The sequence below is a fragment of the Pseudomonas sp. B40(2017) genome (genome assembly GCF_002112855.1).
GTDB lineage: Bacteria > Pseudomonadota > Gammaproteobacteria > Pseudomonadales > Pseudomonadaceae > Aquipseudomonas > Aquipseudomonas pharyngis.
The window spans coordinates 536,182-551,636 of the sequence record NZ_NEIT01000006.1 but is presented as its reverse complement, the minus strand read 5'-3'; the positions used below and the strand labels follow the sequence as shown (position 1 = coordinate 551,636).

The window sequence follows — 15,455 nt, the reverse complement described above, 5'->3', positions numbered from 1 at the left end:
CGCCATTATGCCTGCTTTGCCCGAGCGCATGAAAATGCCTGCCGGTCGGATTCTGCGTTGCCGGGCTATTCCCGTGGAAGAAAATCGCCTAAGAGGGAGGCGGTCACAGCGGGTAATCCTCGAAATTGAATTTGATCCCCTCCAGCGCCTTTATCACACTGGCTCGACGAGCGTCCAAGACCCGGCGACTGATCACCACCTTCCGAGCCAGAACATCCAGCTGAGTCATTACTTGCGAAACGTTCCAGAAAAAATACCCGGTGTTCAGGCTCGACTTGATGAACCGGGTATTTGTCACGATCAATTCCATATCACCATTGGCGTTGTAATTGATCGGCATGATTTTGAAATCGAACGCCTTGCCACTAAGGCCTTTGATCTTTTTCAACAGTGCAACGTCGCCTTCGAGCGCCACCAGCCCTCGATCAACGCCAGCCACCTGTTCAGCACTCAGCAGCGGCGATGCCAGTCGTGACCAGACCTCGCGCACGCTGCCCCTGAACTGCGTTTGAACGTGCTCGATCGGTTGATAATTACGGCTCCAGCCATGCGACCACAGTACATCGGTAAAATAATCGGTCCATCGTCCAGGCTGGGTCGCACTGTTATAAGTCATATCCGCCTGGCGCTGTGCCAGGTAAGTACAGTTCAACGCGAACTGATAGTCCTCGTTTGTTTGTCCCCGACTGCCGGTCAGCAATATATCGCCGACAAGTGTCGCATTATGTTTTATGTCATCCATGTTTACATCACATCCCTATAACAGGACGCCAGCAAGGCGTTCAACCACTAGTTAATTAAATAATCGTTCAGAAAATGATCCAGTGCGTTTTATGGGTAACGTTCAACTTGATCAAAAACCAAAATAACAAAGACGCTCGATCCACCAATCGGTTTTCAGCCACATAACATGTCTACGCTGCCTTCGCCTGCAACAAGGCAGCAACGCCAGACAACAGAAGCCGCGCTATCATGCGCCGATTGAACGGCGCACGAGATTGAGGAACGGCATGACACCCTGGCTGACGGTAGTGGGAATCGGTGAAGACGGCTTCAAGGGCCTGGGCAAGAATGCCCGCCGCGCCGTGCTGGGCGCCTCGCGGATCATCGGCGGCCAGCGTCAACTGGACCTGTTGCCGGCGTGCATCGGTGGCGAGCGCCAGTTGTGGCCGAGCCCGTTCTCCCTGGCCCCGGTTCTTGAACGCCGTGGCGAAGCGGTCTGCGTGCTGGCCAGTGGTGATCCGATGTACTACGGCGTTGGCGCAAGTCTGGCGCGGCTGGTGCCAGGAGTCGAGATGCTGGTTCTGCCAGCGCCATCCTCATGCTCGCTGGCGGCCGCCCGACTGGGCTGGCCGTTGCAGGACGTCAATGTGCTGTCGCTGGTGGCCCGCCCGCTGGCGGCCCTCAACGCACAACTGTTCAGCGGCGTGCGCCTGTTGCTGCTGAGCAATGACGGCCAGAGCCCGGCCGCGGTTGCGCAATTGCTGCGCGAGCGCGGATTCGGCGCCAGTCGCCTGAGTGTTCTGGAACATCTGGGCGGCGACGCTGAACGCCGGATCGACGGCACAGCCAACGACTGGAACGATCCGCTCATTGCCGACCTCAACGTGATCGCCATCGAATGCCTGGGTGATCCAGATACACCACGCCTGTCGCGTCTCGCCGGTCTGCCGGACTCGGCCTTCGAGCACGACGGCCAACTGACCAAGCGCGACGTGCGCGCCATCACCCTCGCCCGCCTCGCCCCGACACCGGGCGAATTGCTCTGGGACGTCGGCGCCGGCAGCGGTTCGATCGGCATCGAGTGGATGCGCGCTCACCCGAGCTGCCGCGCCCTGGCCATCGAGGCCGACGAGGGTCGCCAGCAACTGATCGAACACAACCGTGATGCCTTGGGCGTTCCTGGCCTGCAACTGATTCGCGGCAGTGCTCCTCAGGCCCTCGCCGGTCTTGAGCGTCCGGACGCCATTTTCATCGGCGGCGGCGTGACCCGCGAAGGCGTGATCGACACCTGCTGGGAACACCTCAAACCCGGCGGCCGACTGGTGGCCAACGCCGTGACGCTGCAAAGCGAAATGACCTTGATGGAGTGGCGCGAACGCCACGGTGGCGAGTTGACCCGCATCCACATTGCCCAGGCACAGCCGCTGGGCGAGTTCGACACCTGGCGCCAGGCCTTGCCGATCACCCTGCTCGATCTGGTCAAACCCCTTGATGCGTGACGAAACCGCCGAACAACCCGCGCCCCTGCGCAGCGGCCTGACCACCGGCAGCTGCGCCACGGCCACCAGCCTCGCCGCTGCCCATCTGCTGCTCGGTGGCTCATCTGCCGACGCCGTGCAGATCGTGTTGCCCAAGGGCAAGCAGGTGCAGATGCGTCTGGAGTTCTGCCGGCTGACCGAAGACGGCGCCGAAGCCGGAACGATCAAGGATGCCGGCGATGATCCGGACGTGACTCACGGCGCCCTGCTTTATTCGCGGGTGCGGCTGATGGCCGAGCCGGGGATTCGCTTCGTGGCCGGCAAGGGCGTCGGCACTGTGACCCGGCCAGGGTTGGTGCTGGGCGTCGGCGAACCGGCGATCAACCCGGTGCCGCGCAAGATGATCAGCGATCACCTGACCCTGCTCGCCGAAGAAACCGGCTATCGCGGCGGCTTCGAGGTGACGGTCAATGTCGAGGGCGGCGAAGCCCTGGCGCTGAAAACCATGAACCCGCGTCTGGGGATTCTCGGCGGCTTGTCGATCCTCGGCACCAGCGGCATCGTCCGACCGTTTTCCTGCGCGGCGTACATTGCCTCGATCCATCAAGGCATCGACGTGGCGAAAACCAACGGCTACCTGCACATCGCCGCCTGCACCGGCAACGCCAGCGAAGACACCATGCGCCGGGTCTACAACCTGCCGGAAATCGCCCTGATCGAAATGGGCGACTTCGTCGGCGCCGTGCTCAAGCACCTGCGCAAAGTACCTGTGGATAAACTCAGCCTGTGCGGCGGCTTCGGCAAGATCAGCAAACTGGCGGCCGGGCACATGGACCTGCACTCGCGTCATTCGAGTATCGACCTGCCGCAACTGGCGGAATGGGCAGCGGCGATTGGTGCTGACGATGTGTTGCAGCAAGCCATTCGCGGGGCGAACACCAGTCAGCAGGCGTTGGCGATGGCCCGTGCGGCGGGCGTTGCCCTCGGTGATGAAGTTTGCCGCCATGCGCTGGAATTCGCCCGCAGCGTGGTGCCGGCTCAGGTGCAGGTCGAGGTGTTTGCGATTGATCGTCAGGGTGGCATTGTTGGCCATGCGGGTGCCTTTGAATGAAGCGAATCTTGTTGCTCGGCGGCGTGACGGAAGCGTTGGCGATCGCACGCACGTTGGGACCGGAGCACATCTACAGCCTGGCCGGTGTCGGCCGGGTGCCGACCGATCTGACGTGTCAGGTGCGCGTCGGCGGCTACGGTGGCGCCGAAGGTCTGGCGCAGTTCATTCGCGACGAACGCATCACACTTTTGTTCGACGCGACCCACCCCTACGCCGCACAAATCAGCCGGAACGCCGCCACCGCCGCGCAACTCACCGGCATCCCCTGCTGGGCCCTGCGCCGCCCCGCGTGGCAACCGCAACCGGGCGATGACTGGCGCGAAGTCGCCGACTGGGCCGAACTGATCACCGCCCTCGAACCCTTCCGCCGCCCCCTGTTCACCCTTGGCCGCGAACCGCTGCAACACCTCGATGAAATCCCCGCGCACCAGTTCTGGACCCTGCGCGCCCTCGACATTTATCCCGGCAACGAACGCTGCGAAGTCATCGGCGCCCGTGGGCCGTTTCTGCTGGAAGATGAGCGGGCGCTGTTCGAACGCCGGCAGATCGACGTGCTGATCAGCAAGAACAGCGGCAGCACCGCAACCGAGCCGAAGCTGGACGTGGCGCGGGCGCTTGGGGTGCCGGTGATGGTGTTGAAGCGGCCGGAGTTGGCGGGGGTTGATCGGGAGTTTTGGACGCTTCAAGAAACACTTGTTGAATTGGAGACAATCAACTCCTGAGGCAAGATCCACGGCTTGCATGATAAGTAACCTATTTGTTACCTTCAGGGCCGACTGTGATCACACTCGAAGAATATCTACAAGAAAACGATTCAAGCCCGTTTGGCCGTTGGATCTCCACTTTGAGCGTGCCGGCCGCAGCGAGGGTTTCGAAAGCCTTGGCACGGTTGGAAGCGGGCAACACCTCCAACATCAAATGGTTCGATGGTCTCGGCGAATACAAAATAAACTGGGGTCCTGGCTATAGAATTTATCTGATACAAGAGGGAAAACGACTGATCATCTTGTTCGGTGGAGGAGATAAATCCACACAGAGACAGGACATCAAACAGGTGAAAGCACTGATAGCCGAATTTCGAATTCGAAAAAAAGCTGAACAGAACCAGAGGTAATTTGATGGCGCTCACTCGAAGCTACAAAATTTCAATTTCAGAGCGTGCACAACGTGATCCCGAATTTGCCCAGGCATTACTGGACGAAGCCGCAACGCTTTTTCTGAATGGCGAGCCAGAAGTTGCCAGGATAATTTTGCGCGACCTCGTCAATGCAACTGTCGGATTCGAAGAGCTTGCAAGGGAAACTGAAAAGCCCAGCAAAAGCCTGCATCGAATGTTGTCCGCCAAAGGCAACCCGAGCATGGACAATCTGGCGAAAATTTTTTCGGTAATCCGAGCTACGCTGGGAGTAGACATGGAGGTTCACGCGGTACCAGTGAACTGAGCGATTGGTTGATGAGATCGCTGCGACACCAAACCGCACGACGCTTTTTTACTTATCGGCCCTGATCAGGCTAAATAGCCGCGCCTGATCGCCCACCCTACGGATCTGTCCCATGAACCGACACCGGCTCGCATTTGCCTGGATCGCCTGCTTTGCAGTGCTGTTCAACATGCTCGCCATGCCGTTGACGGGAGCGATGGCGCAGGCGGCGCAGACGCCGGCTGAGCAGTTGCTGTGGAGCAGTTTCTGCACCGGCAGCGGGACGAAGATGGTGGCGATCGACATCGGCAGCCTCGATCAGAAAGCACCGCAAAGCGGTGACAATCATTCGACCATGCAGCATTGCTGGTGCTGTTCCGGATCGGCGCCGGTGGTGGCGTTGCCGGGGCATTCGCCGCAGCTGTATTTCGCTCAGTACGAAAGTAATCGCAGTGTGGCGCCCGCCTTGCTGCAAACCCCGACACCGCGCCAGCAATGGCCGAGCCTCAATCCCCGCGCCTCTCCTCTGGTCTGATTTGTTCCCGCATTTGACCTGCGTTTCAAATCGTTCTGGAGAACTGCCATGTTGAACAAATTCATCGTCATCGCTGCGCTGTTGCTGCCTGCGTGCTTCGCCCATGCCCACGAATACAAGGCCGGCGAGCTGGAAATCGCCCACCCGTGGTCGCAGGAACTGCCGCCGAACGCGCCGACCGTTGCCGCGTATTTCATCATTCACAACGCCGGCAAGACCGCTGACCGCCTGCTCAGCGTCGACTCGCCGATTGCCCCGACAGCGGAACTGCACGAGCACGTGATGCAGGGCGATCTGATGAAGATGCAACAGGTGCCGAACGTGGCCATCCCGGCCGGTGAAAACGTGACATTCGCGCCGATGGCCTATCACGTGATGCTGATGAATCCAACCGACCGCAGTCTGCTGACCGACGGCAAACGCTTTCCCCTGACGATGCACTTTGAAAAGGCCGGTGACGTGACCGTCGAAGTCGCCGTGCAGAAGAAGCCGCCGCAAGCCACGCAAGCCCACGCGCACGCCCAGTAACCGTTCCGGCAGACTCCGCCCATGCGCCCCCTGAGCGCCAGGCCCTCCCTGCAACGCCGTCAGACTGAACACCTGACCCGCGGCAGCTGGATCGCCCTGTTCGCCATGTTGATGATCTTCATCGGCCCGCTGATTTCCCAGTCGATGCCGATGGATCAGCACGCCTCGACCTCCATGCCGATGAGCATGGACATGTCGATGGACATGCCGGGCATGGATCACTCCGCGCATGCAGCAAAACCCTCGGCCGAACACTGCCCGCCGCAATCCTCGCACCACGTACTGTGGGAAAAATGCGGTTATTGCAGCCTGCTGTTCAACTGCCCGGCGCTGACCGGCGGTGGCAGCTTCGCCACCTTCAGCATTCCACTGGTCAACACCTTCACCCCACCCTCCCCGCGTCTGGGCCATGCCCGGCGGACCTTCTTCCCCGGCGCCCGCACCCGCGCCCCGCCCGTCGCAGCGTAAACACCCACCTCTGATTGCACACGGTTGAGAAGACAGCTTCAGGCTGCCGGCCGTGTTGTTTACGACTGTTTGATGGAAATTGTCATGTCCAGGTTTTCTGCTGTCCCACGCCCGGGTTCTGCCCCGGTGTCCTTTGCTCTGAACGAATCCCGCGTTCGTTTCAGACACGCGACCGCCGTCCTTTGCGGCGTCCTGCTGTCCCCGCTGGTCCACGCCGACGAACATGCCGGCCACGCTGACGAACTGAGCCCGACGGTGATCACTGCCATCGCCCCGAGCTCGCCGCTGACCATCGTCACCAACCCGAAAGACCCGCGCCAACCGGTGCCGGCCAGCGACGGCGGCGACTACCTGAAGACCATTCCCGGCTTCGCCCTGGTGCGCAACGGCGGCACCAACGGTGATCCGGTATTGCGCGGCATGTTCGGTTCGCGCCTGAACATCCTCACCAACGGCAGCATGATTCTCGGCGCCTGCCCCGGCCGAATGGACGCGCCGACCTCGTACATTTCGCCCGAGACCTACGACAAACTCACCGTGATCAAAGGCCCGCAAACCGTGCTTTATGGACCGGGCGCCTCGGCCGGCACGATCCTGTTCGACCGCGAACCGGAAAGCTTCGGCGAACTGGGCACCCGCGTGAACGCCAGCGTGCTGGCCGGCTCCCACGGGCGCTTCGACAAAGTCATCGATGCGGCGGCCGGCGGTTCGTTGGGCTACGTGCGGGTGATCGGCAACACCGCGCATTCCGACGATTACCGCGACGGCAACAACGACATCGTTGCCTCGCGCTATGACAAGTGGAACGGCGACGTGGCGCTGGGCTGGACACCGGATGCCGACACCCTGATCGAACTCACCGCCGGCAAGGGCGACGGCCAAGCGCGCTACGCCGGACGAGGCATGGACGGCTCGCAATTCCTGCGCGAAAGCCTCGGTCTGCGCCTCGAGAAATCCAACCTCACCGAGGTGCTGGAGAAGCTCGAAGCGCAGGTCTACTACAACTACGCCGACCACGTGATGGACAACTACACCCTGCGCACGCCGTCCGGCACCGGGATGATGGCGGGACCGATGGCGTCCAACGTCGACCGCCGTACCCTCGGCGCGCGCATCAAGGCCACCTGGCGCTGGGCCGATATTCAGCTGATCACCGGCCTCGATGCGCAGACCAACGAACACCGGCAGCGCAGCGGCATGGGCATCGATACCTACAAGGATCAGCCGTTCACCAAGGACGCCGACTTCCATAACTACGGGGTGTTCAGCGAAATGACCTGGTACGCCGCCGACCGCGACCGGCTGATTACCGGCGCCCGGGTCGACCGCGCCTCGGCCAAGGATTATCGGCAGAGCACCGGCTCGGGAATGATGTCCCGGCCGAACCCGACCGCTGGCGATACCCGCGCCGACACCCTGCCGAGCGGTTTCATCCGTTACGAGCATGACCTGGCCGACAGCCCGACCACGCTCTACGCGGGCCTCGGCCACGCGCAACGTTTTCCGGATTACTGGGAGCTGTTTTCGCCCAAGTCCGGCCCGGCCGGTTCGCTCAATGCGTTCGATTCGATCAAGCCGGAAAAGACCACTCAGCTCGACTTCGGCGTGAACTACAAGAGCGCCGAGCTCGAAGCCTGGGCCTCCGGTTACATCGGCCAGGTGCGCGATTACATCCTGTTCGATTACACCCCGACGATGATGGGCATGAGCACCTCCCGCGCCGAGAACATCGACGCGCGGATCATGGGCGGTGAACTCGGTGCCGCTTACAAACTCACCGACAACTGGAAAGCCGATGCGACCCTGGCCTACGCCTGGGGCAAGAACAGCAGCGACGGCAAGGCCCTGCCGCAGATGCCGCCGCTGGATGCACGTTTCGGCCTGACCTATACCGAAGACAACTGGAGTGCCGGCGCACTGTGGAGGGTGGTCGCCGCGCAAAACCGTATCGACCAGAACAAGGGCAACGTGGTCGGCAAGGATTACGACAAGAGTTCAGGCTTCGGCGTGTTCTCGCTCAACGGTGCCTACCGGATCAACAAACACTGGAAGGTCAGTACCGGCGTCGACAACCTGTTCGGCAAGGCCTACGCCGAACACCTGAACCTGGCGGGCAACGCCGGGTTCGGCTACCCGGCCAACGACCCGCAAGCGATCAATGAACCGGGGCGCACGCTCTGGACCAAGGTGGATATGAGTTTCTAACAGCATCGCCAGCAGGCTGGCTCCCACAAGGATCGAGTTGAACCTGTGGGAGCAAGCCCTGCTAGCGATAGGTTGCGCAGCAACCGCAACAGACAACGAGAAGATCCAAGCCAAGCGGAGCACACGTGATGAAACAGCCCAAACCGAATTTCTACAACCTGGCCTGGCGTTGGCATTTTTATGCCGGATTGTTCGTCGCGCCATTCATGGTGATGCTGGCCCTGACCGGCATCATTTACCTGTTCAAGCCGCAGCTCGATTCGCTGATGTACAGCAGCCTGCTGAACGTCCCCGCCGGGCATCACACCGTGCCGGCCGATGACTTGCTGCAAAAGGTCAAAAGCGCTTATCCACAGGGCCAGGTCACCCAGTACCTACCGCCGGTGAATGCCGAGCGCAGCGCGCAGTTTGTCGTGGCCAATGCCGGCCATGAGCTGAACGTGTTCGTCGATCCGTACCACGGCGACATCCTCGGCGAGCAGGATGCCAGGCAGAACCTGCAAGCCATCGCCCGGGCGATTCACGGCGAACTGATGATCGGCACCGTCGGTGACCGACTGATCGAAATGGCCGCCGGCTGGGGCGTGGTGCTGGTGGTGTCCGGGGTTTTCCTGTGGTGGCCGCGAGGTCAGGCCGCGGGGATTCTGTGGCCACGCCTGAGCAGTCGCGGCCGCGTGCTGTGGCGTGACCTGCATGCCGTGACCGGATTCTGGGGCGCGGCATTGCTGCTGGTGATGCTGCTCAGCGGCATGACCTGGACCGGCTTCTGGGGCAAGCAATACGCCCAGGTGTGGAACGTATTCCCGGCGGCGATGTGGGACAACGTGCCGACCTCCGACGTCGAGGCCGGCAGCCTCAACAACGCCGCGCGCCAGACCGTACCCTGGGCGATGGAAAACACCCCGATGCCGATGTCCGGCGACCACGCCGAACACATGGCCCACGGCGGCATGCAACACGGCCCCGCTGCACCGACCATCCGCCTGCAGGATGTGCAGAACATCGCCGTTGAGCGCAAGGTCGAGCCGGGCTACAGCATCACAATGCCGACCACCGCCACCGGCGTGTTCACCATCGCCGTGTTCGCCGACGACCCGCGCAACGACGCCACCCTGCACGTCGATCAGTACACCGGCAAGGTGTTGGCCGACGTGCGCTTCGAGCAATACGGCGCTGTTGCCCGGGCTACCGAGATCGGCGTGATGCTCCACGAAGGCAAGATGTTCGGCACCTTCAATCAGATCGTCGTGTTGCTGATCTGCCTGATGATTCTGCTCAGCGCAGTCAGCGGTGTGGTGATCTGGTGGAAGCGCCGCCCGCAAGGAAAATTCGGCGTGCCGCCGCTGCGCCACGATCTGCCGAAATGGAAAACCGGGGTGGCGATCATGCTGGTGCTGGCGGTGGTGTTTCCGCTGGTAGGGGCTTCGCTGGTAGTGGTGTGGTTGCTGGATCGGCTGCTGTTGCCGCGTCTGGGCCGGCAAACTGAATCTGCCTCAACTTCATCGTGAATCACGCGAGATGCGCGATCCAGACAGATCTTTAAACTGCCGGGGCTTAAACTCCGGCATTTTTTAGTGTTACTGTATAACGCAAATTTGCTGCTCTGCCCGCAGCCATGCATTGTCATGAGCCTGCGGGCTTTTCTTTTGAAGAAGTGATTCACCGTCCCGATGAACAAGTACCTCTTGTCCAGCCTCTGTCTGTTCGCCTTGAACAACAGCGCCCACGCCGACAACGCCGCGCTGACGCTGCCCACCGGCACCATCACCGCCCTGGCCAATGACGACCCGACCGTCAGCCTGACCACGCCGACCAGCGCCGGCTCGCGCCTGAACCTCAGCGCGATGGAAACCCCGGCCAGCGTCGAAAGCCTGAGCGGCGAACAAGTCCGCGCTCGTGGTGATCGCAGCGTGCAGGACGCGGTGTCGCGCAGCACCGGCATCAGTCGCACCGGCACGCCGGGCGACGGCGGCACCTCGTTGCAGGCCCGGGGTTTTACCGGGCAGAGTTCGGTGATGCAGTTGTATGACGGCAACCGCATGTACACCGGCATGGGCACCGTGACGTTTCCGGTCGACACCTGGTCGGTGGAACGCGTCGATGTCCTGCGCGGCCCGGCCTCGGTGCTGTACGGCGAAGGCGCGACCGGCGCGGTGGTCAACGTGATCCCGAAGAAGCCGTTCGAAGACGAAATCGAAAACCATGTGCGCGTCGGCTACGGCTCGTTCGACCGCCAGCAGCAGGCGTTCGACAGCGGCGGCTCGCTGACCGACACCCTGAGCTATCGCCTCAACCTCAACCGCCTGCGCGGCAACGGCTGGGTCGATCGCGGCGACTCGTCCAGCGACTTCATCAGCGCCGCCCTGCGCTGGCAGGCGACCGATGACCTGACCTTCACCCTCGCCCACGATTACGGCGATCAGCGCCCGCAAAACTACTTCGGCACGCCACTGATCAACGGCCAATTGAAAGACAGCCTGCGCAACAAGAACTACAACGTGCGCGACGACAAGCAGCACTACAACGATCAATGGACGCGCCTGACCACCGATTGGCAGATCAACGAGGCGGTCAGCGCCAGCAACGAGCTGTACTACCTGAAAGCCCAGCGCCGTTGGCAGAACGCCGAAAACTACAACTTCGACGCTGACAGTCAGCAGCTCGGCCGCAGCGGCTACTTCGGCATCGGCCACAAACAGGAACAGGTCGGCGACCGCCATACCTTCACCTTCAAGCACTCGCTGTTCGGCCTCGACAGCCAGACCGTGACCGGCGTTGATTACAACCGCATCCGCTTCCAGCTCGACAGCAACTCGCCGTTCAACGACGTATTGTCGAACGGCCAGCCGCTGGATCGCTATCACCCGCAAACCGGTTATTTCGAGAGCGCCGATCCGTATCGCGATCAGTTCGACAGCACCACCAGACAGATGTCGGTGTTCGCCGAAAACCGCACGCAACTGAGTGAGCGCTGGTCGCTGGTGACCGGTGTGCGCCGCGACTATGTGCATGTGGATCGCAACAACCTGGTCGACGGCAGCCAGAGCGACAAGACCCTGACCGGCAACAACTGGAAGGCCGGCCTGGTGTTCGCGTTGACGCAAGACACCTCGTTCTACGGTCAGGTCGCCACCAGCACCGATGGCATCGGCGGTCTGATTTCCCTGAGCCCGAGCCAGCAGCAATATGACCTGTCGACCGCGCGGCAGACCGAGATCGGCATGAAGCAACTGTTCTGGGATCAGCGCGGCGAGTTCACGCTGGCGGCGTATCGCATCGTGAAGAAGAAGCTGCTGACCGACGATCCGGGCAATCCGACGCTCAAGCAGCAGGTCGGCCAGCAATCGTCCAACGGCCTGGAAGCCAGCCTTGATCTGCAACTGCCACACGCCTGGCAGCTGCAAGCCAACGCTGCAATCGTGAAGGCCAAGTACGACGATTTTGAAGAAGTGGTCGGCGGCGTGCCGGTGTCGCGCAACGGCAATCGCCCGGTGGACGTGCCACGCCGCACTGGCAATCTGTGGCTGAGCAAGGCGCTGGCCGATGACCTGAAAGCCGGCGCCGGCGTGCGTTATGTCGATGCGCGCTACGCCGACATGGCCAACCGCAACGAGCTGCCGAGCTACACCGTGGTCGATGCGACGCTGTCGTGGAAAGCCCTGCGCAACACCACGCTTGGGTTGCAGGTGAACAATCTGTTTGACCGGACGTACGCACAAAGCCAATACAATGAGGGCCAGCAGTGGATTCTGGGTGAACCTCGTTCGTTCTTTGTCACGGCTGACTACACCTTTTGACTCACTGGCCCCGCCCTCACCCTAACCCTCTCCCGGAGGGAGAGGGGACTGACCGAGGTGTTTGGGCAAGTTACACCGACCTGAAATACCGAGTCGAACTCAGGACTTGAAGAGCACGAAGATCGGCTCCCATTTCCCCTATGGACGGGGCTGACCGAGGTGTTTGGGCAAGTTACACCGACCTGAAATACCGAGTCGAACTCAGGATTTGAAGAGCACGAAGATCGGCTCCCATTTCCCCTTTGGACGGGGCTGACCGAGGTGTTTGGGCAAGTTACACCGACCTGAAATACCGAGTCGAACTCAGGATTTGAAGAGCGCGAAGATCGGCTCCCTTTCCCCCTCGCCCCCTTGGGGGAGAGGGTTGGGGTGAGGGGGATGGATCTAACAGACAGACATAACCTTAGAAATCACACTGAACCTCACATGACCTCACTGTCCCTCACTGATCTCGCCTGGTCCCCCTTGGGCCACGGCCACTGTCATCACCAGTTCCAGCTGCGTGACGCCTCGTTGCAAGTGGCCGCCGGGGAGTTCGTCGGGTTGATCGGGCCCAATGGCAGCGGCAAGACCAGCCTGTTGCGCTGCGCCTATCGCTTCAGTCAGCCGGAACACGGTGAGGTCAGACTCGATCATCACAACGTGTGGAAGCAATCCTCACGCTGGTGCGCGCAACGCATCGCCGTGGTGCTGCAGGAATTCCCCGACGCCTTCGGCCTGACCGTCGAAGAAGTGGTCGCCATGGGCCGCACGCCTCACAAAGGCCTGTTCGACGGCGACACGCTGGAAGACCGTCAGCTCGCCACCCAGGCCCTCAAATCCGTGGGCCTCGACGGCTTCGAAGACCACGCGTTCGCCACATTGTCCGGTGGTGAAAAACAGCGGGTGATCCTCGCCCGCGCCCTGACCCAGCAACCGCAACTGCTGATCCTCGACGAGCCGACCAACCACCTCGACCCGCGTTATCAACTTGAACTGCTGCAACTGGTCAAGCGTTTGCAGATCGGCACCCTGGCGAGCATCCACGACCTGAACCTCGCCGCCGCGTTCTGCGACCGTTTGTATGTGATCAACCACGGCCGGATCGTCGCCAGCGGCACGCCGCAAGAAGTGCTCACCGTAGAACTGCTGCGCGACGTATTCGGCGTCGAAGCATTGATCGATTCCCACCCCCTCCACGGCTACCCGCGAATCACCTGGATAACCCGACCATGACTGTGCGTTCCCTGCTTTGTCTCGCCCTGCTGCTGGGCACCACCCAAGCCTTTGCCGAGGCCACGAAGTACCCGCTGACGATCCACAGCTGCAACCGTGAAGTGACCTTCAAGGAAGCGCCGAAGCATGCGGTCAGCCACGACATCAACATGACCCAGATGATGCTCGCCCTCGGCCTCAAATCGAAGATGGCCGGCTACAGCGGCGTCAGTGGCTGGAAATCGGTAACGCCTGAAATGCAGAGCCTGCTCGACGGCCTGCCGGAACTGGCGGCCAAGTACCCGTCGGTGGAAACCCTGCTCAACGCCAACGTCGATTTCTTCTTCGCCGGCTGGGATTACGGCATGCGCGTCGGTGGCGATCTCACGCCGCAGACCCTGCAACCGCTGGGCATCCATGTGTATGAACTGACCGAGTCCTGCGCCTTCGTGATGAAGCGTCCGGCCGCCATGCTGGACGACACCTATAACGACCTGCGCAACCTCGGAAAGATTTTCGACGTGCAGGATCGCGCCAACGCGCTGATCGCCGACATGCAAAGTCAGGTCGCCGAAGTCCGCAAAGCCCTGCCCGCCGAAAAGCCCCGTGTTTTCCTGTACGACAGCGGCGAAGACCGCGCCATGACCTCCGGCCGCCTCGGCATGCCGCAGGCGCTGATCGACGCCGCCGGCGGGCACAACGTTCTCGATGACGTCGAAGCGAGCTGGACCCGGGTCAACTGGGAAACCGTGGTCGAGCGTAATCCACAGGTGATCGTCATCGTCGACTACAGCGAAATCACCGCCGAGCAGAAGATTGAATTCCTGCTGAAGAACAAGGGCCTGCAATCGGTGGACGCGATCAAGAACCAGCGCTTCATCGTCATCCCCTACGTGCAGGCCACGCCGGGGATCGACAACGTGCTGGCGGTGGAAACCCTGGCCAAAGGTTTCCACGGCGAATGATCGATCGTCGCTATGCGCTGCTGCTGATCGCCCTCGGTGCCGTGCTGCTGGTGTCGTGCGTGGTGTCGCTGGGCTTCGGCCCGGCGCGGGTGCCGGTGGACGTGGTGTGGCGGATTCTGCTGCACAAACTGTTCGGTCTCGGTGTGGCGGACTGGAGCGCCGGCCAGGAACACATCGTCTGGCTGATTCGTGTGCCGCGCATGCTGCTCGGTGCATTGGTCGGTGCCGGGCTGGCGCTGATCGGCGCGGTGCTGCAAGCGGTGACGCGCAATCCGCTGGCCGATCCACACCTGCTTGGCGTCACCTCCGGTGCCACGCTCGGTGCGGTGATCGTGGTGCTGCACATCGGCGAAATCGTCGGCCTGCTGACCTTGCCGATCGCCGCGTTCATCGGCGCGTTGCTGAGCATGTTTCTGGTGCTGGGCATCGCCAACCGCCAGGGTCGGCTGGACAGTGATCGTCTGCTGCTGTGTGGCGTGGCCGTGTCGTTCGTGATGATGGCGATCGCCAATCTGCTGTTGTTCATGGGCGATCACCGCGCCAGTTCGGCGGTGATGTTCTGGATGCTCGGTGGCCTCGGTCTGGCGCGCTGGGAGTTGTTGGCGGTGCCGGCGCTCAGTGTGTTGCTCGGCTTGCTTCTGCTGATCGGCATGGCCCGCCCGCTGAACGCCTTGATGGCCGGCGAACAGACCGCCGTCACCCTCGGCCTGAATGCCCGGGCGGTGCGCCTGCGGGTGTTCGTGATCGCTTCGCTGATGACCGGAGTGCTGGTGTCGATCAGTGGCTCCATCGGTTTTGTCGGGCTGATGGTGCCGCACATTGCCCGGCGCCTGATCGGTGCCGAGCATCGGCGTCTGCTGCCGGTGTGCGTGTTGCTCGGCAGCGTTTTCCTCGTCTGGGTGGACGTCGCCGCCCGCACACTGATCGCCCCCGAAGACTTGCCCATCGGCGTTGCCACCGCTGCCCTCGGCGGCCTGTTCTTCATCGGCCTGATGCGCCGTCGCTGAACCCTGGGGGCGCGCCCCAATTT

Annotated in this window: 15 protein-coding genes; 14 read left to right on the top strand and 1 reads right to left on the bottom strand. The window is 61.8% G+C overall.

All coding sequences use genetic code 11. The features are described 5' to 3' along the window. Positions 1-103 precede the first annotated feature (103 nt). On the bottom strand, positions 104-742 hold the full coding sequence (locus tag CAF76_RS19560) for a hypothetical protein (protein WP_085648105.1): 639 nt from the start codon (positions 740-742) through the stop codon (positions 104-106). 268 nt (positions 743-1,010) lie between these two features. Between CAF76_RS19560 and cbiE the strand changes: the two genes are divergently transcribed. From cbiE to CAF76_RS19490, 14 genes are all read left to right on the top strand, one after another. Next, positions 1,011-2,222, top strand: a complete 1,212-nt coding sequence (gene cbiE / locus CAF76_RS19555; RefSeq protein WP_085648104.1) for a precorrin-6y C5,15-methyltransferase (decarboxylating) subunit CbiE — start codon at positions 1,011-1,013, stop codon at positions 2,220-2,222. After that, a complete protein-coding gene (locus tag CAF76_RS19550; RefSeq protein ID WP_085648103.1) occupies positions 2,215-3,312 on the top strand; it encodes a cobalt-precorrin-5B (C(1))-methyltransferase in 1,098 nt (365 codons plus the stop codon). The genes cbiE and CAF76_RS19550 overlap by 8 nt, the downstream gene beginning before the upstream one ends. After that, entirely contained in the window at positions 3,309-4,034 is a 726-nt protein-coding gene (locus CAF76_RS19545) for a cobalt-precorrin-6A reductase (RefSeq protein WP_085648102.1), read from the top strand. The genes CAF76_RS19550 and CAF76_RS19545 overlap by 4 nt, the downstream gene beginning before the upstream one ends. Before the next feature lie 56 nt (positions 4,035-4,090). After that, positions 4,091-4,426: a type II toxin-antitoxin system RelE/ParE family toxin gene (locus CAF76_RS19540; protein WP_085648101.1), complete on the top strand. Its 336-nt coding sequence runs from the start codon at positions 4,091-4,093 to the stop codon at positions 4,424-4,426. Positions 4,427-4,430: 4 nt separating this feature from the next. Next, a complete protein-coding gene (locus tag CAF76_RS19535) occupies positions 4,431-4,754 on the top strand; it encodes a DNA-binding protein (RefSeq protein ID WP_007951041.1) in 324 nt (107 codons plus the stop codon). A 112-nt stretch (positions 4,755-4,866) separates the two neighbouring features. Then, a complete protein-coding gene (locus CAF76_RS19530; protein WP_039772017.1) occupies positions 4,867-5,268 on the top strand; it encodes a DUF2946 domain-containing protein in 402 nt (133 codons plus the stop codon). Positions 5,269-5,316: 48 nt separating this feature from the next. Then, complete coding sequence (locus CAF76_RS19525) at positions 5,317-5,796, top strand: copper chaperone PCu(A)C (protein ID WP_085648100.1); 480 nt, start codon at positions 5,317-5,319, stop codon at positions 5,794-5,796. A gap of 21 nt (positions 5,797-5,817) precedes the next feature. Beyond that, the gene (locus tag CAF76_RS19520; RefSeq protein WP_085648099.1) at positions 5,818-6,264 is read left to right on the top strand and encodes a DUF2946 domain-containing protein; all 447 of its coding nucleotides are present in this window, start codon (positions 5,818-5,820) and stop codon (positions 6,262-6,264) included. A gap of 84 nt (positions 6,265-6,348) precedes the next feature. Beyond that, complete coding sequence (locus CAF76_RS19515; RefSeq protein WP_085648098.1) at positions 6,349-8,469, top strand: TonB-dependent copper receptor; 2,121 nt, start codon at positions 6,349-6,351, stop codon at positions 8,467-8,469. Positions 8,470-8,597: 128 nt separating this feature from the next. Next, complete coding sequence (locus CAF76_RS19510) at positions 8,598-9,977, top strand: PepSY domain-containing protein (protein ID WP_085648097.1); 1,380 nt, start codon at positions 8,598-8,600, stop codon at positions 9,975-9,977. A 162-nt stretch (positions 9,978-10,139) separates the two neighbouring features. Further along, positions 10,140-12,266, top strand: coding sequence for a TonB-dependent siderophore receptor (locus CAF76_RS19505; protein WP_085648096.1), 2,127 nt, complete (start codon positions 10,140-10,142; stop codon positions 12,264-12,266). A gap of 426 nt (positions 12,267-12,692) precedes the next feature. Next, positions 12,693-13,481, top strand: coding sequence for an ABC transporter ATP-binding protein (locus CAF76_RS19500; RefSeq protein ID WP_085648095.1), 789 nt, complete (start codon positions 12,693-12,695; stop codon positions 13,479-13,481). After that, positions 13,478-14,425, top strand: a complete 948-nt coding sequence (locus CAF76_RS19495; RefSeq protein WP_085648094.1) for an ABC transporter substrate-binding protein — start codon at positions 13,478-13,480, stop codon at positions 14,423-14,425. The genes CAF76_RS19500 and CAF76_RS19495 overlap by 4 nt, the downstream gene beginning before the upstream one ends. Beyond that, positions 14,422-15,432 (top strand): iron ABC transporter permease, encoded by a 1,011-nt coding sequence (locus tag CAF76_RS19490; RefSeq protein WP_085648093.1) that lies wholly within the window; start codon positions 14,422-14,424, stop codon positions 15,430-15,432. Before CAF76_RS19495 ends, CAF76_RS19490 begins: the two co-directional genes overlap by 4 nt. The last annotated feature ends 23 nt before the right edge of the window (positions 15,433-15,455 follow it).

What these genes read in the sequence shown, in the direction of transcription:
- CAF76_RS19505 (WP_085648096.1), top strand. Translation starts at nt 10,140, where the DNA reads ATGAACAAGTACCTCTTGTCCAGCCTCTGTCTGTTCGCCTTGAACAAC.
- CAF76_RS19545 (WP_085648102.1), top strand. Translation starts at nt 3,309, where the DNA reads ATGAAGCGAATCTTGTTGCTCGGCGGCGTGACGGAAGCGTTGGCGATC.
- CAF76_RS19515 (WP_085648098.1), top strand. Translation starts at nt 6,349, where the DNA reads ATGTCCAGGTTTTCTGCTGTCCCACGCCCGGGTTCTGCCCCGGTGTCC.
- CAF76_RS19525 (WP_085648100.1), top strand. Translation starts at nt 5,317, where the DNA reads ATGTTGAACAAATTCATCGTCATCGCTGCGCTGTTGCTGCCTGCGTGC.
- CAF76_RS19560 (WP_085648105.1), bottom strand. Translation starts at nt 742, where the DNA reads ATGGATGACATAAAACATAATGCGACACTTGTCGGCGATATATTGCTG.
- CAF76_RS19495 (WP_085648094.1), top strand. Translation starts at nt 13,478, where the DNA reads ATGACTGTGCGTTCCCTGCTTTGTCTCGCCCTGCTGCTGGGCACCACC.
- CAF76_RS19520 (WP_085648099.1), top strand. Translation starts at nt 5,818, where the DNA reads ATGCGCCCCCTGAGCGCCAGGCCCTCCCTGCAACGCCGTCAGACTGAA.
- CAF76_RS19530 (WP_039772017.1), top strand. Translation starts at nt 4,867, where the DNA reads ATGAACCGACACCGGCTCGCATTTGCCTGGATCGCCTGCTTTGCAGTG.
- CAF76_RS19550 (WP_085648103.1), top strand. Translation starts at nt 2,215, where the DNA reads ATGCGTGACGAAACCGCCGAACAACCCGCGCCCCTGCGCAGCGGCCTG.
- CAF76_RS19535 (WP_007951041.1), top strand. Translation starts at nt 4,431, where the DNA reads ATGGCGCTCACTCGAAGCTACAAAATTTCAATTTCAGAGCGTGCACAA.
- CAF76_RS19510 (WP_085648097.1), top strand. Translation starts at nt 8,598, where the DNA reads ATGAAACAGCCCAAACCGAATTTCTACAACCTGGCCTGGCGTTGGCAT.
- CAF76_RS19500 (WP_085648095.1), top strand. Translation starts at nt 12,693, where the DNA reads ATGACCTCACTGTCCCTCACTGATCTCGCCTGGTCCCCCTTGGGCCAC.
- CAF76_RS19490 (WP_085648093.1), top strand. Translation starts at nt 14,422, where the DNA reads ATGATCGATCGTCGCTATGCGCTGCTGCTGATCGCCCTCGGTGCCGTG.
- cbiE (WP_085648104.1), top strand. Translation starts at nt 1,011, where the DNA reads ATGACACCCTGGCTGACGGTAGTGGGAATCGGTGAAGACGGCTTCAAG.